Origin of the sequence: Shewanella sp. Isolate13 (genome assembly GCF_022398325.1) — a bacterium.
Classification (GTDB): Bacteria; Pseudomonadota; Gammaproteobacteria; order Enterobacterales; family Shewanellaceae; genus Shewanella.
Genome location: NZ_JAKEVD010000005.1, coordinates 78,713 through 100,926, shown reverse-complemented (window position 1 = coordinate 100,926; position 22,214 = coordinate 78,713). Strand labels below are relative to the sequence as shown.

At 45.6% G+C, this 22,214-nt stretch carries 17 protein-coding genes; 5 read left to right on the top strand and 12 right to left on the bottom strand.

Annotation, left to right across the window (positions count from 1 at the left end; genetic code table 11):
- Positions 1-260: 260 nt before the first annotated feature.
- The 4 genes from tadA to guaB form a co-directional block, all read right to left on the bottom strand.
- Positions 261-782, bottom strand: a complete 522-nt coding sequence (gene tadA, locus L1D44_RS05030; protein ID WP_275660396.1) for a tRNA adenosine(34) deaminase TadA — start codon at positions 780-782, stop codon at positions 261-263.
- Between the two features lie 144 nt (positions 783-926).
- Entirely contained in the window at positions 927-2,858 is a 1,932-nt protein-coding gene (locus L1D44_RS05025; protein WP_239889080.1) for an acyltransferase family protein, read from the bottom strand.
- A gap of 170 nt (positions 2,859-3,028) precedes the next feature.
- On the bottom strand, positions 3,029-4,606 hold the full coding sequence (gene guaA, locus L1D44_RS05020; RefSeq protein WP_220767154.1) for a glutamine-hydrolyzing GMP synthase: 1,578 nt from the start codon (positions 4,604-4,606) through the stop codon (positions 3,029-3,031).
- A 124-nt stretch (positions 4,607-4,730) separates the two neighbouring features.
- A complete protein-coding gene (gene guaB, locus L1D44_RS05015; protein WP_220767155.1) occupies positions 4,731-6,203 on the bottom strand; it encodes an IMP dehydrogenase in 1,473 nt (490 codons plus the stop codon).
- A gap of 120 nt (positions 6,204-6,323) precedes the next feature.
- Here guaB and xseA point away from each other — a divergent pair, with 120 nt between their 5' ends.
- The 3 genes from xseA (at position 6,324) to L1D44_RS05000 (ending at position 9,943) form a co-directional block, all read left to right on the top strand.
- Positions 6,324-7,661, top strand: a complete 1,338-nt coding sequence (gene xseA / locus L1D44_RS05010; RefSeq protein WP_239889079.1) for an exodeoxyribonuclease VII large subunit — start codon at positions 6,324-6,326, stop codon at positions 7,659-7,661.
- Between the two features lie 426 nt (positions 7,662-8,087).
- Positions 8,088-8,981, top strand: coding sequence for a hypothetical protein (locus L1D44_RS05005; protein WP_239889078.1), 894 nt, complete (start codon positions 8,088-8,090; stop codon positions 8,979-8,981).
- 254 nt (positions 8,982-9,235) lie between these two features.
- Positions 9,236-9,943 carry a hypothetical protein gene (locus L1D44_RS05000; protein WP_239889077.1) on the top strand — a complete coding sequence of 236 codons (708 nt, stop codon included), beginning with the start codon at positions 9,236-9,238 and terminating at the stop codon, positions 9,941-9,943.
- 191 nt (positions 9,944-10,134) lie between these two features.
- Here L1D44_RS05000 and der read toward each other — a convergent pair whose 3' ends face one another.
- From der to L1D44_RS04960, 8 genes are all read right to left on the bottom strand, one after another.
- Entirely contained in the window at positions 10,135-11,604 is a 1,470-nt protein-coding gene (gene der, locus L1D44_RS04995; protein WP_220767158.1) for a ribosome biogenesis GTPase Der, read from the bottom strand.
- Positions 11,605-11,690: 86 nt separating this feature from the next.
- Positions 11,691-12,878 (bottom strand): outer membrane protein assembly factor BamB, encoded by a 1,188-nt coding sequence (gene bamB, locus L1D44_RS04990; protein WP_220767159.1) that lies wholly within the window; start codon positions 12,876-12,878, stop codon positions 11,691-11,693.
- Between the two features lie 11 nt (positions 12,879-12,889).
- A complete protein-coding gene (locus tag L1D44_RS04985; RefSeq protein ID WP_220767160.1) occupies positions 12,890-13,510 on the bottom strand; it encodes a tetratricopeptide repeat protein in 621 nt (206 codons plus the stop codon).
- 14 nt (positions 13,511-13,524) lie between these two features.
- Positions 13,525-14,799 carry a histidine--tRNA ligase gene (gene hisS, locus L1D44_RS04980; RefSeq protein ID WP_220767161.1) on the bottom strand — a complete coding sequence of 425 codons (1,275 nt, stop codon included), beginning with the start codon at positions 14,797-14,799 and terminating at the stop codon, positions 13,525-13,527.
- A gap of 138 nt (positions 14,800-14,937) precedes the next feature.
- The gene (gene ispG, locus L1D44_RS04975; protein ID WP_220767162.1) at positions 14,938-16,053 is read right to left on the bottom strand and encodes a flavodoxin-dependent (E)-4-hydroxy-3-methylbut-2-enyl-diphosphate synthase; all 1,116 of its coding nucleotides are present in this window, start codon (positions 16,051-16,053) and stop codon (positions 14,938-14,940) included.
- 22 nt (positions 16,054-16,075) lie between these two features.
- Entirely contained in the window at positions 16,076-17,023 is a 948-nt protein-coding gene (locus L1D44_RS04970) for a RodZ domain-containing protein (RefSeq protein WP_239889076.1), read from the bottom strand.
- Positions 17,023-17,811 (bottom strand): type IV pilus biogenesis/stability protein PilW, encoded by a 789-nt coding sequence (pilW, locus tag L1D44_RS04965; protein WP_239889075.1) that lies wholly within the window; start codon positions 17,809-17,811, stop codon positions 17,023-17,025. The genes L1D44_RS04970 and pilW overlap by 1 nt, the downstream gene beginning before the upstream one ends.
- A gap of 32 nt (positions 17,812-17,843) precedes the next feature.
- Positions 17,844-18,965 carry a bifunctional tRNA (adenosine(37)-C2)-methyltransferase TrmG/ribosomal RNA large subunit methyltransferase RlmN gene (locus tag L1D44_RS04960; protein ID WP_220767165.1) on the bottom strand — a complete coding sequence of 374 codons (1,122 nt, stop codon included), beginning with the start codon at positions 18,963-18,965 and terminating at the stop codon, positions 17,844-17,846.
- Between the two features lie 160 nt (positions 18,966-19,125).
- Here L1D44_RS04960 and L1D44_RS04955 point away from each other — a divergent pair, with 160 nt between their 5' ends.
- Together L1D44_RS04955 and L1D44_RS04950 are read left to right on the top strand one after the other, a co-directional pair.
- On the top strand, positions 19,126-20,196 hold the full coding sequence (locus tag L1D44_RS04955; RefSeq protein WP_239889074.1) for a hemolysin family protein: 1,071 nt from the start codon (positions 19,126-19,128) through the stop codon (positions 20,194-20,196).
- A gap of 250 nt (positions 20,197-20,446) precedes the next feature.
- Complete coding sequence (locus tag L1D44_RS04950) at positions 20,447-22,207, top strand: bifunctional metallophosphatase/5'-nucleotidase (protein WP_239889073.1); 1,761 nt, start codon at positions 20,447-20,449, stop codon at positions 22,205-22,207.
- Positions 22,208-22,214: the final 7 nt, after the last annotated feature.

Below are 22,214 nucleotides of genomic sequence, written 5' to 3'. Positions count from 1 at the left end.
AAATGAACGCCTTACATCCAAACAATGTGTTAAGGGATAATTTTTAAGGAATTCATCAAAGATTAATCTCCCGCGCGTAGACTTTCACTGCGGGAGTTGCTAAAGGTTTTATATAAGTCTACGTGAGGTCGATATGAGAAAAAGAACAATTAATAATGTCGCGGCGCGCCGTCGTTGCCAGTTAAAAACCCGTCATCTAAAGGTCCTTAATAGACAGAAACAATTTTTTGTTTTTGTTAAGCCATCGGAAGACAGCCTCTTTAATCTTTAACGCCAGCATTTAGGGCTTGCTGCTTTGCCAAAGCTTTAGCAGCTTTGATCTCTTTTCTTCTACGTTTGAAAAAAGCGCTAAGCTGCTCGCTACACTCAGTTTCAAGCACACCGGAACTGACATCAACCTGATGATTAAACGCACTGTGTCGCACAATATCGATCACCGTGCCTGCGGCGCCGGTTTTTTCATCTTTAGCACCAAAAACCAAACGGCCAATCCGAGAGTGCACTATGGCACCAGCACACATGGCACAGGGCTCAAGCGTCACATAAAGCGTGGTATCGAGTAAGCGATAGTTCTGCATTATTTGTCCTGCCTGACGCAAACACTGCATCTCGGCATGGGCGCTAGGGTCATGTAAACCGATACTAAAATTAAAGCCAGCACTAATCACCTCACCGTCTTTAACCAGTACAGCCCCTACTGGCACTTCGCCCTTTTCTTCCGCCTTGGTCGCCATATCCATCGCCATCTTCATGAAATGACGATCTTGTTGCTCTTGTGACAATCTATGCCTCTACTCTTTAATCTAAAACCCATAATACTGCTAACAACAGGATAAAACGCCTAGGTTGTTGGCACGACAGTCGATTATATCAAGCTTTAAGCCTAACGAGTCATCTATCGGATATTTTCATTAATCCCAGTTGCATTAAATACTCTCTAGCCATTTAACCTCATCGACTCGTCCACCAAAGAACATCGCGCCCGCTACCGTATGATGCCCATAATCATAAAAATATTTTTGATAGTCGTTACCTATGGCATAACAGACTCTATCCTGCTGATTACACACATAATCCATTCTATCGAGTAGCATCACGTCGGGATATCGACTCGCGAGGGCGGCTAAAGTGCGATTCGCCTTTTGAGTAAATGGCTTAAAACCGCGATGGGAAAACTGCTCGAAGTGCTTTTCATTGATCTTTGAGATATCTAAACTGGAAATATTGTTAGCACCACGCTCCTGTGCCAACAGGTGAAACAGGAAATCGGCATAGGTGCGCTGACCGAACTCCTCAAACTCATAGATATTCTTCACTAATATAAGCTTTTTATTGTCTGCTAATAAGCGGGTTACTAATGCTTCGAGCTGGATAAGATCTTGCTGTTTATATTGCGAGGCCAACATAATTGCATCGGCTAAACGATAGTTTGGCGCACTAAATAATGACTCATCAATATGACCAATCTCAGTGCCAAAACGGGCTAACTGGAACTGTGATTGAGTTGCCTCACTGCTAGAAAGCACATTAAATAGATCTTTTGAGTGAGAGTTGCCAACAATCAATAACCTCTGCCTATTGTCCTCAATGTCGAACCATTGTATCCGATCGAAATGGTTCTTATCGACACCGTAATCTTGATCACCGCTGAGAGTACGTAAATATTGCCAACTATCGGCGCCTAACTCGCGATTATCGGGCTGATAAGATTTAACCATTAACTCTAGGTAGGCATCATTAGATTTATACAGCTGATTGCTATCAACCCATATGCCGCCAGCGACAAATACAGCTGTCAGTGCTGCACCACTACTAAAGATAAATCGACGACTGTAGGCCTGCTTATTTCTAAAGGGGATCTCGACATACCGCCAACTTAGGTAAGATAAACCCACGACGACGGCGCACAATGACAGCATCAGCCAGACTGAAGGCTCGGTAAAGCTGCGGTACTTAACAAATGCAAAGACTGGCTGATGCCATAAATAGGCGCTGTAACTTATCAGCCCCACACCGACTAAGGGCTTGAAACTCAGGCAACGCTGGACCCAACTCCCCTCTTGGGCAAATACAATAATCAGTACCGTGCCGACCGTAGGAACTAGGGCGTAAACACTTGGAAACGGTACGCTGGCATCGAAGATGAAAATGGAAAATACAATCAATAACAGCCCTAAGGTACTAAGCCCGTTGTTTAATGATGGCGACATCCACTTAGGCTGTTGCTGATTTAGCAAGAATGCGGCAAACACGCCGATTAACAACTCCCAACCTCGAGTGGGTAACAGGTAGAAATTCGCCGTTGGCGCGTTAAACGCAGCCCACTGGGCTAAGGATAAACTCAGCAGAAAAATAAGCGCCAGTGCGCCAAGAATCAACCGCTTGCCTCTTCCCCAAAGCGCCATTAACAGCAGGGGGAAAAAAATGTAGTACTGCTCCTCAACCGCCAGACTCCAGGTGTGCAAGAGCGGCTTAAGCTCGGCTGCGGTATCGAAGTAGTCGCTCTCAAGCCAAAACAGGATATTTGATGAAAAGGTAGAAACCGCAACGATACTTTGAAAGAAGTCTTGCAGATCCAGCGGCATTAGCCATAGCCAAGCGAAGGGAATACAAGCGAGCATCACGAAGAAGAGAACCGGTAAGATCCGTCTTGCTCGGCGCTCGTAGAAGTTAATAATGCAGAACTTATCTCGCTCAAGCTCGGTCAAGATGATGCTAGTGATCAGGTAACCACTGATGACAAAAAACACATCGACCCCGACAAAACCGCCGCTAAATTGGCTAAATCCGGCATGAAACAGAATCACCGGAATAACGGCTAAGGCTCTTAGTCCATCCACTTCAGCTCTATAGCGCATAGGCAAACTCCCTTTAATGCTAATACCAATCGATATAATCCCTTTAATTATTTATAGTTGATTGAACGCTGGTCTACTAACTTACATCCATAAAAAAACGCGCCCATATTGCTATGAACGCGTCTTTATTTTCAGTATCAGCTTAACGTTGATGGATTAGGCGTAAGCCATTATTCCCATTCAATCGTTGCTGGTGGCTTACCTGAAATGTCGTAAACCACGCGTGAGATACCGTCTACTTCGTTAATGATACGGTTAGATACACGGCCTAGGAAGTCATAAGGTAGGTGTGCCCAATGCGCTGTCATAAAGTCGATAGTTTCAACTGCACGTAGAGATACAACCCAGTCGTACTTACGACCATCGCCCATTACACCAACAGAGCGCACTGGTAGGAACACGGTAAATGCTTGGCTAACCTTGTTGTAAAGGTCTGCTTTACGTAGCTCTTCGATGAAAATCGCATCGGCTAAACGTAGCAAATCACAGTATTCTTTCTTCACTTCGCCAAGAACACGTACACCAAGACCAGGTCCTGGGAACGGGTGACGGTAAAGCATGTCGTATGGTAAGCCTAACTCTAGGCCAATCTTACGTACTTCATCTTTAAACAGTTCGCGTAATGGTTCAACTAGACCCATCTCCATATCATCTGGCAAACCGCCAACGTTATGGTGTGACTTAATGCAGTGTGCCTTACCTGTTGCGCTACCTGCAGACTCGATAACGTCTGGGTAGATTGTGCCTTGAGCAAGCCATTTAGCGTTAACGCACTTCTTAGATTCTTCATCGAAGATCTCAACAAATACGCGGCCGATGATCTTACGCTTAGCTTCAGGCTCTGCTTCGCCAGCCATTGCATCTAGGAAACGGTTTTCAGCATCAACATGAACGATGTTCAAACCGAAGTGATCACCAAACATCTCCATCACTTGCTTAGCTTCATTTAGACGAAGTAGACCGTTATCAACGAATACACAGGTTAGCTTATCGCCAATCGCACGGTGTAACAGCATGGCCACTACTGATGAGTCAACGCCACCTGATAGACCTAAGATAACTTCGTCATCACCGACCTGCTCTTTAATACGCTCAACCGCATCTTCGATAATTGATGCAGGCTTCCAGTTAGCTTCACAAGCACAAATTTCTAATGCGAAGTGCTCAAGCATACGCTTACCTTGGCGGGTATGCGTTACTTCAGGGTGGAACTGAACACCGTAGAACTGCTTGTCTTCATTAGCCATAGCAGCGAATGGACAGGTTTCAGTTTTAGCGACTGCTACGAAACCTTCTGGGATTTCAGAAACCTTGTCACCGTGGCTCATCCATACGTCAAGCAGTGGCTTGCCAGTTTCACTTACTGCGTCTTCAATCGCTTTGAATAGGGCTGATTCAGCTTGTAGCTCAACTTGCGCATAACCAAATTCACCTTCGCCTACACCTTGAATAACTTTACCACCAAGCTGCTCAGACATGGTCTGCATGCCGTAGCAAATACCCAGTACAGGTACGCCAGCGTTAAACACATATTCTGGAGCGCGTGGTGAGTTCTCAGCGGTAACACTCTCAGGGCCACCGGCTAAGATAATGCCGTTTGGAGCAAATTCACGAATTTGCTCTTCAGAAACATCCCAAGCCCAAAGTTCACAATACACACCGATTTCACGAATACGACGGGCGATCAGTTGAGTGTATTGCGATCCAAAATCTAAAATGAGGATCTTATGCTCATGAATGTTGCTCATGGGGTACCTTATCTCTATTTTTTCTTCATTGTGAACTAACCAAACAGTGAGTACTCTGCGAACCTTCTGCTTGGCTTAATTTAAAGGCGACTTTATCTGTCGCCTTTAATATCTAAAATACGAATTAAGAACGAGTGCTATAGTTCGGCGCTTCTTTGCTGATAGTCACATCGTGAACATGAGATTCGCCCATGCCCGCAGCAGTGATCTTCACAAATTCCGCTTTCTCGTTTAGCTCTTTAATCGTTGCACAACCTGTTAGCCCCATGCATGAACGTAGACCGCCCATATGCTGGTGAATGATCTCTTTTAGCTTACCCTTGTAAGCCACGCGACCTTCGATACCTTCAGGTACTAGCTTGTCTGCTGCGTTATCGCTTTGGAAGTAACGGTCAGAAGAACCTTGAGTCTGTGTCATCGCACCTAGTGAGCCCATACCACGGTATGACTTATAAGCACGGCCGTTATAAAGCTCAGTTTCACCTGGCGCTTCATCGGTACCCGCAAACATAGAACCAGCCATGATGCACGATGCACCCGCAGCCAATGCCTTAGCAAGATCACCAGAGAAACGGATACCACCGTCAGCGATAACTGGAATATCTAGATGTTTAACTGCTGCCGCGGCGTCAGATACTGCTGTAATTTGCGGTACACCAACACCCGTTACGATACGAGTCGTACAGATTGAACCAGGGCCAATACCCACTTTAACTGCGTTAACGCCCGCTTCAACTAGCGCAATTGCGCCTTCAGCCGTTGCAACGTTACCACCAACAATTTGTAAGTCTGGGTACTTAGCACGAGTATCACGAATACGTTGTAAAACGCCTTCTGAGTGACCGTGTGATGAGTCGATTAGCAGTACGTCAACACCAGCAAGAACCAGTGCGTCAACACGCTCTTCGTTACCAGGACCCGCACCAACCGCTGCACCTACACGTAGACGACCTAATTCGTCTTTACATGCATTTGGCTTACGCTCTGCTTTTTGGAAATCTTTTACTGTGATCAGGCCTTTAAGCTTGAAGTTGTCGTCAACAACCAGCACTTTCTCAACACGGTGAGAGTGCATTAGCTTTTGAACTTCATCCAGTTTAGTACCTTCAAGTACTGTCACTAGGCGCTCTTTTGGCGTCATCACTTGATCAACCGTACGTGACCAATCGGTGATAAAACGTACGTCGCGGCCAGTAATGATACCCACAAGTTCGTTAGCTTCGTTAACTACAGGATAACCTGCGAAACCATTTTTCTCGGTTAATACTTTAACGTCGGCTAGTGTAGTTGTTGGAGTCACAGTGACTGGCTGCTGAACGATGCCCGCTTCGTAAATTTTTACTTTACGAACTTCTTCAGCTTGTTGCTCAATCGTCATGTTTTTATGGATAAAACCAAGGCCGCCTTCTTGAGCAATAGCAATTGCCAAGCGAGCTTCGGTAACGGTATCCATAGCAGCAGAAACGATCGGAGTATTCAACTCAATCTTATTCGTCAGGCGTGTTTTTAAAACAGCTGTATTTGGGAGGACGGTGGAGTGCGCTGGAACCAGCAACACATCATCAAAAGTTAACGCTTCTTTTTTCAATCTTAACATGCAACATCTCCCCAAGAGATTAGGAATTAGAGGTGAAATATTGCGGCGAGATTATACCTTGCATATCTGGGTTGGTAAATGGAAAATAGACACTAATTCGCATTTGTGTGTAAAAAAATTATGAAAACCCCAAAAAACGATGTTTATACCGTCTCACGCCTCAATGGCGAAGTTAGACAACTTTTAGAGGGTCAGCTTGGCCGAATTTGGCTAAACGCTGAAATTTCAAACTTTGCAGCGCCAGGTTCTGGCCATTGGTACTTAACCCTCAAAGATAATTTCTCACAAATTCGCTGCGCCATGTTTAAAGGCCGCAATCAGGCGGTGACCTTTCGACCCGCGAACGGCCAACAGGTTTTAGTTAAAGGTAACATCAGTGTTTATGAGCCTCGCGGTGATTATCAATTAATCATCGAGTCGATGTTGCCCGCAGGTGACGGTCTACTCGCCCAGCAATATGAAGCACTAAAGATGAAGCTCGCCGCCGAGGGGCTATTTGCCACCGACACCAAGCGCCCGCTTCCCGCTAATATCCAAAAAATCGGTGTGGTCACCTCGCCAACCGGTGCAGCCATTCGCGATATTTTACATGTACTCGCTCGCCGTGACTCCTCAATAGAAGTCATCATCTACCCAACTCCGGTGCAAGGCACTGATGCAGCAAAAAGCATTTGCGATGCCATCAACCTTGCCAACACTCGCAGCGAAGTCGATGTGCTACTGGTGACTCGTGGCGGTGGTTCGTTAGAGGATCTGTGGAGCTTTAACGATGAAGGGCTCGCCCACACCATCTATAACAGTGGTATTCCTGTGGTGTCTGCGGTTGGCCATGAGGTGGATATGACCATCAGTGATTATGTGGCAGATCTTCGCGCCCCAACCCCTTCGGCAGGTGCCGAGCTATTATCGAAAGATGCCGATAATAAGGCGCAAAAGCTATTATCTCAATTATCACGCTTAAAGCAGGCTTGGCAGCATTATCAATTAAAGAAGCAAAACCAAGTGCAAACCGTGGAGCACCGCCTACAAAAGCAAGATCCACAACGCCGCCTGCAGATGTATGAGCAAAGCTTCGATGAGATGCAACTTCGCCTGCAGCAAGCGATGCAAACCAAGTTACATGCTTATACCTTAAAACAGCAAAACTTAAGTAACCGCTTGGCGAATCAATCGCCACAACATAGGCTAACGCTTGAGGCTCAACGTTTGAACTACTTAAGTGCCAAACTTAACGATGCAATGGATGATAAATTAAAGATGAGTGAGCAGCGCCTTGCTCACCGTGCACAACAATTAGAAACCGTTAGCCCGCTAGCTACCTTAAGCCGTGGTTACAGCATTACCTTAACGGGGGATGGTAAAGTGGTGCAGTCTCCATCAGATACCTGTGTTGGCGATACACTAACCACGCGCCTACGCGACGGCAGCGTGACCTCTACTGTGGTTGAGCTGGGGTAGTTCACTTCTATTGTTAATGACAATAGTTTCACTATGGGTTCAAGCTTCGCTTGCCACGGGTGCAGGACAGGATGTCCGAATGTCGTGATCACATGGATGTGAAGGAACGACCTTAAGTGTAAACACTTCCTTGACACGGTGAGTAGAGCGAAGCTTTGTGCTACGAACCTGAACATGGACAGTCACGCCCGTATCTACACTGGATAGTTGGAGCTTTCATTTAGAACATCGTGATTTGAAGCCTAATTTGGCATTGCCTAAAGTATGGCCCAAAGATAAAAGTAGATAACAATTATTGGGTTAAAGTTAATTACTTCTTTTTGTGGCATGTGAATTAGTCACTAAAGACATTGCGCTAAACGACTGCAAGATTTAGGCTAACCTAGCGCCAATGGTGAAAAAGTAGCTTAAAAGGAATAGACAAACATGGATGAAGTACTGACAAGAATTGCTGCTATACACCAACAGCACGCGCTAAAATGCTACCTTGCTATAAAATCATTGAAGACTCAATATGATTGGCCTGCTAACGACTGGTTAAAGGTAGAAAGGTTAGTAGAGCTAGAAGAACCCACTTTTAATCTAGCCATTCTCCAAGCCGGCTCCATGCCTTTTAAGCCTGTAGAGCGAAGAAGGCATTGGATTTTAGCCCATGCTATCTATCCCTACGCCTACTTCACCATGCAAGACTGGTTTAACCAAAGCGATACGAGTGAAATTTTTGCCTATTACTTCGAACAATGCACTGAGAAAAATGAGTATCTAAGCCATAATATTTCAGTACTGATAGCTTTTAAGCAGGCTTGGTCATTAATAAAAACAGAAAAGCAAAAACTGCGATTTATTGAACGCTTCTGTGAGTTCGTCACAGCCACATTTTATGGCAATAACCACCAATCATATCCAGTCGCACATGACTACCACAAGCCTGTCAGTATTAACGCTCGATTAGTACTAAAGAACGCGCTGCAACAGCCTGGATTTTGGGGCCATAACCTCATTGCTTTAGCATCTATTATACGAGTAGAAGACCAAATGCCTGTAGCGACTTTCCAGCAACTGCTAATAAATCTAGATGAACAGTGCTATTGGAAGTTTGAAGATGATTCAGATAAACCTAAAATAAGCAGTTCTGGTGCTAATGACGTATCTAAACAAACTTTAGAGTCCGCCTGCTTTGAACTGCTAATTAACTCGCAGAGAAATCTACATCAAATAACACTGGCGGAGTCCACTTGTTATCTGTTCAATTTGCCGTGGGTTTCCCCTAAACAGAAGTCACGACTGATAGACGTAATGAGTCACTTTTCGAAAAGCTAGTCTGTTTAGAGTAAAAACATACTTCACTCCGCAGAAAGCACCTACTCCCATCGAAATGACAGAAATATTAATGCCAATTACGTAAACGAAGCAAAATGCCACAACACCACCATGCAAATCTAACATTTACATAGGCTTATAGTTTTTTTGCAGTGACATGATTCACTGAATTTTTATCTCTCCTATGGGAAAATAAACAGCAAAATCACAAAAGCCATCAAGCAAAAGATAAGATAAATTACGTGCAAATAAATATGAGCAAAACCATAAAATTGTCACTTGGCCTAGTTTTGGCAGCATTAAACCTCAACGCCTATGCAACACCAGAGAGCAAAGTCGTCATCTCTGACACATTTACCGCAGCAGCAACAAAGCATGGTTTTAAACCTGAGCTGGTAAATCGTTTATGCCAGCCTCTACCTGATATTGTCAGTATTACTTGTCACCATTCAGGTGGAGATAGCCCTTTTGAAAGCTTAATTGTGCAGTATCGCTACAATACTCGCACTACCAATAACGATATGTATAAGCATATAGAGTTAGACGACATTCGAATCGATTTGAAAAATAGACAAATTAACTTCTGGAGCGGCCATCAAATAACCACCCCCGACGGTATTGGCGTCAACCGAATTCAAGGTACCAGCAACTCTTATATTGAAACCGGTGGCATGCGAGGCTTTGTCAGTCGTACAGATAGACATTTTCAACAACAAAGAGACACTGAATATGTGTTAACTCACACCTCTGAATTCGTCTACAAACACCAAGATCAAAAAGGTGCCATTAACGCAATAAAACATTATCAAAAAATGGTTAGCGACAATGACTATGTTGTAGCCTACAAAGAAGATCAGGTTATTGAGCCTGTAGAAATAATGCAAGGTGCCAGCTTTACGTTTCCAATCAGCGAGCCATTGAGGCAACGACTGATAGATGTGATTGAACAAAGTAAGAAGTGATATTTTACGACTAACCTACAACAGGGTATAACCTCAACTTTGGTAGAGGTTATATGCTTTTAGTTTAATGACCTTATCTCAATCTAAAAACACCACAAGCTGAAAACAAAAAAGGAACCCTGAGGTTCCTTTTTTAATGTTGCTTTACTATTTTACTCACGGGCATTAAGCCCATCGCGAACAGTAAACTGTTACTTATTCTTATCGCGAATATGACCAACCATACGCTTACGGCGACGCTCTTGGCTCACAGTCAGTTTCTTGGTGTTCATGCCCTCGAACGGGTTGCCCCCCTCTTGGAAGCGTAGCTGGATTGGGGTACCAATCACCTTCAATGAACGACGGAAGTAGTTCATCATATAACGCTTGTAAGAATCTGGAAGCTTCTTAACCTGGTTACCGTGTACAACCACGATGGGTGGATTGTAACCACCAGCGTGAGCATACTTAAGCTTAACGCGGCGACCGTTAACCAATGGTGGTTGGTGATCGTCTTGTGACATCTGCATGATACGAGTCAGCATAGAAGTGCTCACGCGGCGCGTTGCACTGTCATAAGCTTCTTCGATTGACTCAAACAGATGACCCACACCTGTACCGTGCAAAGCTGAGATAAAGTGAATACGGGCGAAATCGATAAAGCCTAAACGACGATCAAGCTCGCTCTTCACTCGGTCTTTAACGTCTTGGTCGATACCGTCCCACTTGTTGACGGCGATAACCAATGCTCGGCCCGCGTTTAACACGAAACCTAATAGACCTAAGTCTTGTTCAGCAATACCTTCACGGGCATCGATCACCAGCAATACCACATTACTGTCTTCAACCGCTTTAAGAGTCTTAATAACAGAGAACTTCTCAACAGTTTCGTGCACCTTGCTACGACGACGTACACCCGCAGTGTCAATCAATACGTATTCACGGCCTTGACGCTCCATTGGGATATAAATACTGTCACGAGTAGTACCTGGCTCGTCATAAACCACAACGCGCTCTTCACCTAAAATGCGGTTAGTTAGCGTCGACTTACCGACATTAGGCTTACCGATAATAGCAAGTTTGATTGGCAGGTCTTGCAGACGTTTTTGCTCTGCTTCCGCTTCCTCTTCTGTGTACTCGCGCTCCTCTTCGTCATCATCACCGTCTTCATTTTTGGTGATCCCCATCGCTTCTGCGTATGGGGCTAAAGAGTATTCGATCATGTTGGTCACGCCACGGCCTTGGGCTGCAGCCATCTGGTAAACTTCGCCCAGCCCTAGCGACCAGAACTCTGCACAAGCCGAGTCGGCATCGATACCGTCAACCTTATTCGCAACAACAAAAGTCGTCTTTTCACGGCTACGTAGGTGTTGAGCAATCGCCAGATCGGCAGCGGTTAAGCCTGCACGAGCATCGGTCATGAATAGCACAACGTCTGCTTCTTCAATCGCCGCGAGAGATTGCTCAGCCATGCGAGTTTCAATGCCCTCTTCAGTGCCATCAATACCGCCAGTATCGACTACGATGAACTCATAACCTGCAAGATGTGCTCGGCCGTATTTACGATCCCGAGTTAGCCCAGGAAAGTCAGCGACAAGCGCGTCTCTGGTACGGGTAAGCCGGTTAAAAAGGGTCGACTTACCAACGTTTGGTCGCCCAACTAGGGCCACAACAGGAATCATTTAATTGCCTCTATTACTCAATTTCTAATAACTAAAAAGCCCCCGGCATACACATCCAGGGGCCTTATCATCTCTAACGACTAGGCTTACGGAAGTGTGACTCGAACCACTTTTCCATTACGAGTCTGCACATATAGGTTGTCATTAACCACCAATGGCTGACTGTATAAACCTGAGCTATCTACCTGTACACGTCCAACGATTTGACCATCAGACTTGCTTAAGAAGTGTAAATAACCCTCAAAATCACCGACAACCACGTAATCTTTAAATGATACTGGGGCGGTTAAACTACGGTTAACTAACTCTGCATTACTCCATAACTCTAGACCATTTCGTCTATCAACAGAGTAAATACGGCTGTGATCATCGACCACAAACAGACTAATCCCCGAATACGCTAACTCATTGAAGCTAGAGTAACTGCGTGACCATACGATACGACCAGTGCGCATCTCCATAGACACTAAGTTACCGTTGTAGCTCACGGCGTATAGGTTTTCGCCCACTAGTAATGGCTTCATATCCACATCGGCCATGCGAGAGAACTCATTGCCTCCCTTAGGCGTGTAGATAGCTTGCTCCCATGCCGCCTGACCATTGTTTTTAATCACGACAGCAATTTTACCATCGGCAGTACCAACAAAGAAGCCGCCAGCTTCGTATGAAGCAGAACCTGTACCACGTAGAGTTAGGGTCGGTAGTTGGTTTTCATATACCCACTGTTGAGTTCCGTCTTCCACGTCAAACGCTTCTAACGTACCCGCACCAGTGTTAACAACAACCACATCTTCCCCAACGGTCGGTGCCGATAACAGTTCACCGCCGGCAATAACATGCCAAACAGCTTCACCTGTCGCTTCATCGAAAGCGGCTAATAGGCCACTTTCTCCACCCACAAATACCTTGTTACGTGCAGCCGTTACACCGCCTGCTAAACGTGCGCCCTTGTTCTTAGCAAGCGCATTATCTCTAAATGCCGAGCTAAAATCATTTTGCCAAACACGCTCACCGGTCGCTTCGTTAAACGCTTCAACCTTACCATAGCGGTCAGCAACAAAGAGTTTGTCGTAGCGAGCCGCTGGACGTAAGCGAGAGTAGTAATCACCTACACCATCACCGATGTTAGCGCTCCAAGTCACCTCTGGAAAAACGCTAGCTTGGATCTCGGTAAGTGGTGTAACCGGATCTTCCTCTACATCATTTGAAGAGCAAGCAGACAACATGCCTATACTTAATCCACATGCGAGTAGTGTTTTGCACCAAGACTTCATGGGCAGATTCCTTATGCCTTATTCAGATTATCAAGCTTCATTTGTAATGTTGGACTAGTCATAGTGCCACCATTTTCTACCGCAGTTTGATAGGCAATCTTTGCCTTCTGAGTTTCACCTTGGCGTACTAAGAAATCACCTTTTAGCTCATCTCTTTGCGCCGCGGAGGCTGGATCTGTAATTTGTTCAAGCGTCGCAATCGCTGTTGCGTATTGGCCTTGCTCAGCCTGTACACGTGCTAGACGCATGGTGGCAATAAGCACAATGCTGTCATCAACATTGGTGGCAATCACATTCTTTAATGTGGCTTGTGCTTTATCTAAATCGCCAGTTTCAACCGCTGACTTAGCGACTAGCAATTCAAGCAGAGACTGGTAGCCCTTTTGACCGTGCTCTTTAGCAAAGTTATCGGCCGCAGCTAACATAGCTGCGTCTGCAGTGTTTTGACTGCTTAAGGCTTGAAATGACTCTGAAGCGGCTTCAGCTTGCGCGACTTGGTGGTCAGAATAATAATTCCAACCAAATAATCCACCTAAACCGACAACGGCGCCCACAACGACTGAAGTGCCGTAATCTTTCCAGAACTGTTTGATAGCATCTACTTGTTGCTCTTCTGTGCTATAGATTTCCACTTACTCTTCCCCTTTTAAATCAGCTCTGCAATATATGTCGCCAATGCATCACGGGCAACCAATTCTTGTGCTTTATCTTCGCGAAGGTGTTTCACTGCAACTTGGTTATTGGCAAGTTCATCTTCACCAATCACCAATGCAACAGTGGCACCGCTCTTATCAGCTCGCTTCATCTGCTTCTTAAAGTTACCGCCACCACAATGGCTCATCACTTTAGCAGTTGGCAAGCTTGCTCTTAGCTCTTGTGCAATCTTAATTGCTTCGACTCGGCTGCTATCTCCCATCGCTGTCACGTATACGTCAACAGCAGGACCGATATCTTTGTCCAGCTCTAGAGTTTGCAGTAGTAATACGATGCGCTCAAGGCCCATAGCAAAACCCACTGCTGGTGTTGGCTTACCGCCTAATTGACCCACAAGGCCGTCGTAACGACCACCTGCCAATACCGTACCTTGCGAACCAAGGCTCGATGTCACCCACTCAAAAACCGTGCGATTATAATAATCTAAACCGCGCACGAGGCGAGGATTGATTGTGTATTGGATGCCGACAGCCTCTAAGAGTTCACATAAATGTGAAAAATGTGAACGAGTGTCTTCACCAAAGTAGTCCATTAACACTGGCGCATCGGCTAAAAGCGCCTGTACATCGGCATTCTTAGAGTCCAGGACGCGCAATGGATTAGTGTACATGCGGCGCTGACTGTCTTCGTCCAACACCTCTTTATGCTGCTCTAAGAACGCAATCAAGGCGTCTCGGTATGCTGCGCGCTCTTCCACGTCACCTAAGGTATTTAGCTCTAGGGTCACATGCTCGGTAATACCCAGCTTTTCCCATAGCTTGGCAGACAGCATTAATACTTCTGCATCAATATCGGCAGTTGGAATGCCGTAGACTTCAACACCAAACTGGTGGAATTGGCGGTATCGGCCTTTTTGTGGGCGTTCGTGGCGGAACATTGGGCCCATATACCAAAGACGTTGTTCTTGGTTATATAGCAAACCATGCTCGTTACCCGCACGCACAGTTGAGGCTGTACCTTCTGGACGAAGGGTTAAGCTATCACCATTTCTGTCGTCGAAGGTGTACATCTCTTTTTCTACGATATCAGTCACTTCACCGATAGAACGCTTGAAAAGATCGGTACTTTCAACGATAGGAGTACGAATTTCGCTATAACCGTATGCACTCACAGTTTCTCTTAATACGGTTTCTAGTTTTTGCCATAAAGGACTTTGTGTTGGCAGAATGTCGTTCATTCCGCGAATCGCTTGGATCTGTTTTGCCACTATTCGACTCGTTAAATTTGCTATATAAAAATTAAAAAACGCCTCGCATTATAGGCGTTTCAACACTAAACGTACACTAGGGTGTCGCCACCTAAAAAATCACCGCCTAACCCTCTTGGTTTAACGGTGACTCAGTTATTACTTACTAAGATCTTTCGCTTGGATTCGACCAGCAACGATTGACGCTTTAGCGCGGATCTTCGCTTCTAGCGAATCGACGATGTTGGTGTTATCGAAACGCTCTTTTTGGCGTACACCATCATCATAATAACCACTCATACGGTTACCGCCCGTCAGGCCGATATCGGATACCAGTGCTTCACCTGGGCCATTGACCACACAACCAATAATCGATACATCCATAGGGGTAACGATATCTTCGAGACGCTGCTCTAGCTCGTTTACGGTTGCAATCACATCAAATTCTTGGCGCGAGCATGATGGGCAAGCGATAAAGTTAATGCCGCGAGAACGAATGCGCAACGATTTAAGAATATCAAAACCGACCTTAATCTCTTCAACTGGATCAGCCGCCAGTGAAATACGTAAGGTGTCACCTATACCATCCGCAAGCAACATGCCTAAGCCCACTGCTGATTTCACTGAACCTGCACGCGCACCGCCCGCCTCAGTAATGCCAAGATGAAGTGGCTGCACAATCTGCTTAGCCAGTAAACGGTATGACTCGACTGCCAAGAACACGTCTGATGCTTTCACGCTGACCTTAAACTGATCGAAGTTTAAACGGTCTAAAATATCCACGTGACGCATCGCCGACTCTAGCAGAGCTTCTGGTGTCGGCTCTTTATACTTATCCATTAGATCTTTCTCTAATGAACCACCATTAACACCGATACGAATTGGGATATTCTTATCACGAGCGCATTCGACTACGCTACGAATACGCTGCTCGTTACCGATATTACCTGGATTAATACGCAAACAATCCACGCCGTATTCAGCCACTTTTAGCGCGATACGGTAGTCAAAATGAATATCGGCGACCAAAGGCACGCGAGTCTGCTGTTTAATCAGTTTAAACGCCTCTGCAGCGTCCATAGTCGGTACAGAAACACGTACTATGTCGGCACCCACATTCTCTAACGCCTTAATTTGCGCAACGGTCGCCTCAACATCTGTTGTGCGAGTATTGGTCATCGACTGCACCGCAATTGGGGCACCATCACCAATAGGAACATCACCGACATAGATTCGGCTTGATTTGCGTCTGATAATAGGAGATTCGTTATACATCGTCTTTGTGCTCTGTGATCCGTTATTGTGCTGCGCGTGGCAATGTCAATTTTGCCACCTTACCGTGAGGATATTGCTCTAGGCTAACGGGCATACCGTTTAGCTCTATGGTAACAACTTGTGGAGCGCCTAAGGTCACCGCAAACGGTTCTGCTCCGCTCAAGTTAATTTCGTTACCCGCTTTTTTAAGGTCGCTAACTAAAGTCTTGCCCGTCGCGTCGGTGACTTTAATCCAGCAGTCACCACTGAGGCTTAGCTTAAGCGTTGAAGCTGTGATTGCATCTGTTGTTGATTCAGCCTGTTCGGTTTGCGCTGCCGCAACCGTTTCTGAAGGCTGACTCATTTGCACTTCTGAAGACTCAGAACCTTGTTGACTGTTTATCTCTGGGGCTGTTTTATCCGTTGTCTCTGAACTCGGCTCAACCGCTAAGTCAGCGCCTTCAATCAACAGCGCTCCTAGAACGTCCGAATCGGGAGCTTCAGCCGAGGCTGCAACCTCCTCTGCAGTCGGTTGAGAGTAATCAACCGCAGTCTCCATCGATGACTTTTGGAACCACCACCAGACCATGAGCCCTAGCAACACGAATACGATCAGATAGGTCAATGCCATCAATCGACCATCGCGAGCTTGTCGAGTCGTTTTACGAGAAAAACTCTGCATCGACGGTTTATCGTCATTTGCCAACTGCTTATCTAAGCACTCTTGTACGGTAAATGGATCAGCTTGGACAGCACGGGCATAGTTTTTGACATAGCCACGTACGTATGTTGCTGCGCCTACTTCAGTTAAATTATCGGCCTCAATCTCTTGCACTATGGTAGGGCGTAAATGCAATTGTGATGCGATAGCCTCTACCGACAGCCCCTTGCTTTCGCGGGCTGCTTTTAGCAAAACGCCCAGTGTGAGCGTAGGCTCATCCACTAGGCTTTCGTTGTCTAAATTGGGCTCTTGAGTATGTTCTTTTTTCATTAATGCATGCTAGCCCGATATTCTTTGGCTTGAACAGACTGCGGAAACTTTGCCAGCAGTAAGATACCGAACCGTTTTACCGCTTCTTCGTCTTTCAAACCTTGCTCAATTTTAATCCCTAGTGCCAAACTGCCTGCAGACTCTGCCGCAACTCTATGGTAACGAGAAAGCTGCTCTCTCGCTTCGGCGAATCGCCCCTGCTCATAATCGATCTCTGTTAGCTCAATTAATGAGGTGCGTCTCCTAGGATCGTACTTTAGCGCCATCGCAAAATACTTTTGCGCTTTACTGACCTGCCCAGCTTTTCGGCTACAAATCCCTAAGTTTTCATAGGTCGATGCCGAGCGGGTGTATAGGGGTTGTTCAACTGCTTTTAGGAACATCTTTTCTGATTCAGCATATTTGCCCTGCTGACACAAAAATGCCCCGAAGTTGTTATAAGAATCACCCGTTGCGTCACTGGAGTTGATAGCTTCTCTGTACGCTTGCTCTGTTTTGTCTAATTCACCCACAGACTGGTAGTAATAGGCAAAAGCAATATGAACTTCTTCCAAATTAGGCGCAAAAGCCAAGGCGCGATCAAGATTGGCTTTTGCTTGCTCACTATTGCCCTTTTGTAGATAGGTTAGCCCTAACTGCACACGTTGGCGCGCAGCAGAAACTTTATCAACTTTTCGTTCAGAGACAGGAATATCAGTCCCGGCATAGGTATCTTGGGTGACGCACCCAGTTGTCATCATAGATGACAGAATTAATACCAGTGGAAACACCACCTTACTCTGATTCATTGTTACGCCCATCTACCAGTAGATACAAAGAGTTAGTTCATTGTGACTGAAATCTGGCTCTGTTGCATTTGTTTTTTCGCTAAACGTTTAGTTCTATCGCGAATATCGCCTGCTAGCTGACCACAAGCCGCGTCAATATCATCGCCACGAGTCTTACGCACGATAACGGTAAGGCCATACTCCATCAATACTTTCGAGAATCTATCGATACGAGAATTAGATGAACGCCCATAAGGTGAGCCCGGGTATGGGTTAAACGGAATAAGGTTAACCTTACATGGCGTGTCTTTCATCAACTTAGCAAGCTCATGAGCCTGATCTGTGCTGTCATTAATATGATCCAGCATCACGTACTCAAGCGTAACACGGCCGCGGTTAGCATTCGACTTTGCAATATAGCGACGAATTCCGGCTAAGAACTCTTCTAATGGGTACTTCTTGTTGATCGGTACTAATACGTCACGTAGCTCATCGTTTGGTGCGTGAATACTCACCGCTAGGGCAACATCCAGTGCATCGCCTAACTTATCTAGCGCTGGCACCACGCCAGAAGTCGATACCGTGACACGGCGCTTAGAAAGGCTGAAACCGAAATCATCGAGCATGATGTCCATCGCAGGAATGACGTTCTTAAGGTTTAGTAACGGCTCACCCATCCCCATCATCACGACGTTCGTGATTGGGCGCTCACCCGTGTCTTTTACGAAACCGATAAAATCGGCAACACGCCAAATTTGGCCGACAATTTCGGCAACGGTAAGGTTACGGTTAAAACCTTGCTGCGCTGTTGAGCAGAAAGTACATTCAAGGGCACAACCTACTTGAGAAGAGACACATAAGGTCGCACGGTCATCTTCAGGAATATAAACCGTTTCAACTTCTTGGCCATCGCCGACGTTGATAGCAAACTTAATGGTGCCATCTGATGACTTTTGGTAACTTGAGATAGCAGGCGCTACGATTTCGCATCTTGCGGCAAGTTTTGCACGCAATGCTTTGTTAATGTTCGTCATTTCTTCGAAGTCACTAACGCCAAAATGATAAATCCATTTCATCAATTGATCGGCACGGAATGGCTTTTCACCCATCTCGGTAAATAGCGCTCTTAATGCCTTACGATCAAGATCCAATAAATTGATCTTCTTTTCACTCATTTAGTCTAACCTCAAAAAAACCTAAAACCTGCTTGCGGGCGGCGAATTATACAGATCTTAACAAATATTAGCCAGCAGGCTATCACCAAAGATCAAAACCTGTGCTAGAATCCGCGCAGACTACTTTTGGTCTGCCATTTGGAGGTGTAATTTCACCTTTATGATAACCCTTATCATTATAATATTTGTCGCGATTACAGTCTCTTTTCTTTGTAGTGTGTTTGAAGCCGTTTTGCTTTCAGTCACGCCGAGCTACATAGCCTCATTATCTAAAACCAACCCAGGTGCAGCTAACAGGTTAACTAAGCAGAAAGAGAATGTTGAATCTCCACTCGTTTCTATCCTTACGCTAAACACTATCGCACACACCGTTGGTGCTGCTGTTGCTGGTGCGCAAGCGGCAAAGGTATTCGGCGACGAGATGCTAGGCGTATTTTCTGGTGTTCTTACCTTCTTAATTCTCTTCTTCTCAGAGATCATCCCTAAAACTCTAGGTGCAAACTACTGGCGCTCTCTTGCTCCTGCAGTTTCTATCGCATTGGTTTGGATGGAGCGTAGTACGTTACCGCTTATTTGGATGTCGAAACAGGTTACTCAATTAATGGGTAAAGGTGACGAAGGTCAGTACATTCGCCAAGAGATGAGCGCGATGGCAGAGATTGGTCGTGCATCGGGGGAGCTTGATGAGCAAGAGTCTAAGATTCTAACTCAGATGCTGTCGGTTAAAGAGATGCCTGTAACGGCTATCATGACACCAAGAACTGTACTCTTTAGATTGCCTAACGACTTGACTCAAGATGAKTTTACCCGCCAATTTATGGCGAAGCCTTTTACTCGAATTCCTGTCTATGACGAAGACCCAGATAATATTATTGGCTACGTTAATAGAAACGATATTTTGTTGGCCGAGCGTACGACACCAAAAGAGTCGATCGCCGTACTGACTAAGAATCTATTAGTTATCCCCGAGACAGCTAAAATTCTGCCTCTGTTCGAGCTAATGATTAAGCGAAATACCAAAATCGCGATGGTTGTCGATGAATACGGATCTCACGAAGGTATTGTTACCTTAGAAGATATTGTTGAATCACTACTTGGCCTTGAGATTGTTGACTCGAACGACCCTGTAACCGACATGCAGCAATTTGCACGTAAGTTATGGAGCCGCCGCATGAAACACAAAGGTATCGTGTTGTCTGATGATGGTGATTTCGAAAAAGAGAAAAATTAAACCAGATCAGAACGAAAAAGGGAGCTTAGCTCCCTTTTTTAATGCCTAATATAATCAATATAACCCTAACGGATTCAGCTCCTCAGAGTTCTGCGCGCGCAATTCAACTTGAAAAAGAGTCAATTCAAAAAGTAGTTAACTCCCAAAGAGTTAAATTAAAACTTGTTCATCCTGCCGCTAGCATGCAACATCGGCATGTTAATTTTTGTACTTGCCGTGTTATACTCCTTGTTTGGTCCAGAGGAATAAGATGACAACGCAGCAAACTAAATTAGAGCAGTACAAGTTAAAACTTGCCCACATCAATGACACTCACTCTCACTTCGATGCTAGCCGTATTCAATTTACGATTGATACCCAGCCAAAAGAGCTGACTCTTTATAGCCACACCGGTGGATATGCCCGTATCGCCTATCAGCTCAAGCAGGCAAGAGCTGCCGCCAAGGACAATCAACAGAGCTTTCTATTTCTGCATGGCGGAGACAGTTTCCAAGGCACTCTCTATTTCAATGAGTTTAAAGGTAAGGCCAATTCAGACCTGTTAAATATGCTCCAGCCAGATGCGATGGTACTTGGCAATCACGAGATTGATGCCGGTAGCGAGCCAGTTGTAGACTTTCTGAATGATATCCGTTTTCCGCTGATGGCGGGCAACATGGATTTGAGCCAAGAATGCCAACAGAAGAAAGTACGTCTTGGTGGTCATAGGAATCTGCTGGACTTCGACCCAGTTTCTCAAACGGCCAAAGTACTGTTAAAGCCGCTACAAGACAGACAAGTTGCAATTATCGGCATCACCTTAGATCAGATGAAAGAGATCGCCCGTCCCGATGAAGATACTCATTTTGTCAGCGCAATCCAAACCACTCGACGCACGGTCACTCAGCTAAAAGCTCAGGGGATCGACCATATTATCGTGTTGAGCCATCTTGGACTGGATCAAGATAAAGTGCTGGCCGCAGAAGTCGATGGGATCAGCCTCATAGTTGGTGGCCACTCACATACGCTGCAAGGCGACTTTAGCGCACTTGGGTTATCGAATATGCCCTATGGTGAACGGGTTAACGATACCGCCATTGTGCACGCTGGCAAATATGCCGAGACCTTAGGCATTGCCGACATCCTCTTCGATGGGAAAGGTAAGGTATTGGAGCTGACAGGGGGTAACTACTTCATGTTAGATCAGCAGTTTATTCTGCAGGCATCTGACGATGTCAGCCCACAAGATTACCAAGATGTGCGCTTAACGCTCGAGTCTCATCCACTTATTCTATGGGATGGTGAGGACAGCCGCGTTCAGAACCAAATTTTACAGAAATATCGTCCGAGTTTAGATGCACTAAACAACAAGATATTGGGCTTCGTACCCAAGAGCCTAGTACATACCAGACTCCCAAGCAAAGCCCTGCCTCACGGCAGTGAAATTGCACCTTGGGTGAGCCGTAGCATGTATCAAGAAACCCGAGAATTAGGTATAAATGTTGACTTTGCACTGCATAACGCTGGCGGAGTCCGCCAATCGTTAGATAAAGGCGAACTTAGCTTAGCTGAGGTGATAGGTCGGATTCTGCCCTTTGATATTCCTCTGGTGACCTATGAGATCCAGGGCCAGTATCTATTTCAGATGCTTGAATCAGCGATTAACGCCGCAACCAATAATAGTGTCATAGGCACTGGCGCCGGCAGTTTTCCTTATACATATGGCTTAAAATACTTCTATGACGGTAGGCAAGCGCTTGGGCAACGTATCATTAAACTTGAGCTATTACGTGTAGTAGCAGGTAAACCATTGTGGCAACGCGTTGATGCAGCCGCCTACTACACAGGGGTATCTTCGTCCTATACGACCTCAGGCAAAGAAGGTTACTTTCCCATCTTACAAGCTATTTGGCAGCGAGATGTTGAAGGCTTAACCCTCCCAGGTGCTTTTACTCGCTTTATCAGCAAGACGCAAATATTAGATGAAGTGCTTGAGCCCCAGGTTCACTACACTAGCCATCATCAATTGTGATAGCTAA

Bases quoted from the DNA above. Each gene is read 5' to 3' on its own strand.
- L1D44_RS05000 (WP_239889077.1), top strand. From the start codon at position 9,236: ATGAGCAAAACCATAAAATTGTCACTTGGCCTAGTTTTGGCAGCATTA.
- L1D44_RS05025 (WP_239889080.1), bottom strand. From the start codon at position 2,858: ATGCGCTATAGAGCTGAAGTGGATGGACTAAGAGCCTTAGCCGTTATT.
- guaA (WP_220767154.1), bottom strand. From the start codon at position 4,606: ATGAGCAACATTCATGAGCATAAGATCCTCATTTTAGATTTTGGATCG.
- L1D44_RS04970 (WP_239889076.1), bottom strand. From the start codon at position 17,023: ATGAAAAAAGAACATACTCAAGAGCCCAATTTAGACAACGAAAGCCTA.
- der (WP_220767158.1), bottom strand. From the start codon at position 11,604: ATGATTCCTGTTGTGGCCCTAGTTGGGCGACCAAACGTTGGTAAGTCG.
- L1D44_RS05005 (WP_239889078.1), top strand. From the start codon at position 8,088: ATGGATGAAGTACTGACAAGAATTGCTGCTATACACCAACAGCACGCG.
- ispG (WP_220767162.1), bottom strand. From the start codon at position 16,053: ATGTATAACGAATCTCCTATTATCAGACGCAAATCAAGCCGAATCTAT.
- guaB (WP_220767155.1), bottom strand. From the start codon at position 6,203: ATGTTAAGATTGAAAAAAGAAGCGTTAACTTTTGATGATGTGTTGCTG.
- L1D44_RS04960 (WP_220767165.1), bottom strand. From the start codon at position 18,965: ATGAGTGAAAAGAAGATCAATTTATTGGATCTTGATCGTAAGGCATTA.
- xseA (WP_239889079.1), top strand. From the start codon at position 6,324: ATGAAAACCCCAAAAAACGATGTTTATACCGTCTCACGCCTCAATGGC.
- bamB (WP_220767159.1), bottom strand. From the start codon at position 12,878: ATGAAGTCTTGGTGCAAAACACTACTCGCATGTGGATTAAGTATAGGC.
- pilW (WP_239889075.1), bottom strand. From the start codon at position 17,811: ATGAATCAGAGTAAGGTGGTGTTTCCACTGGTATTAATTCTGTCATCT.
- L1D44_RS04950 (WP_239889073.1), top strand. From the start codon at position 20,447: ATGACAACGCAGCAAACTAAATTAGAGCAGTACAAGTTAAAACTTGCC.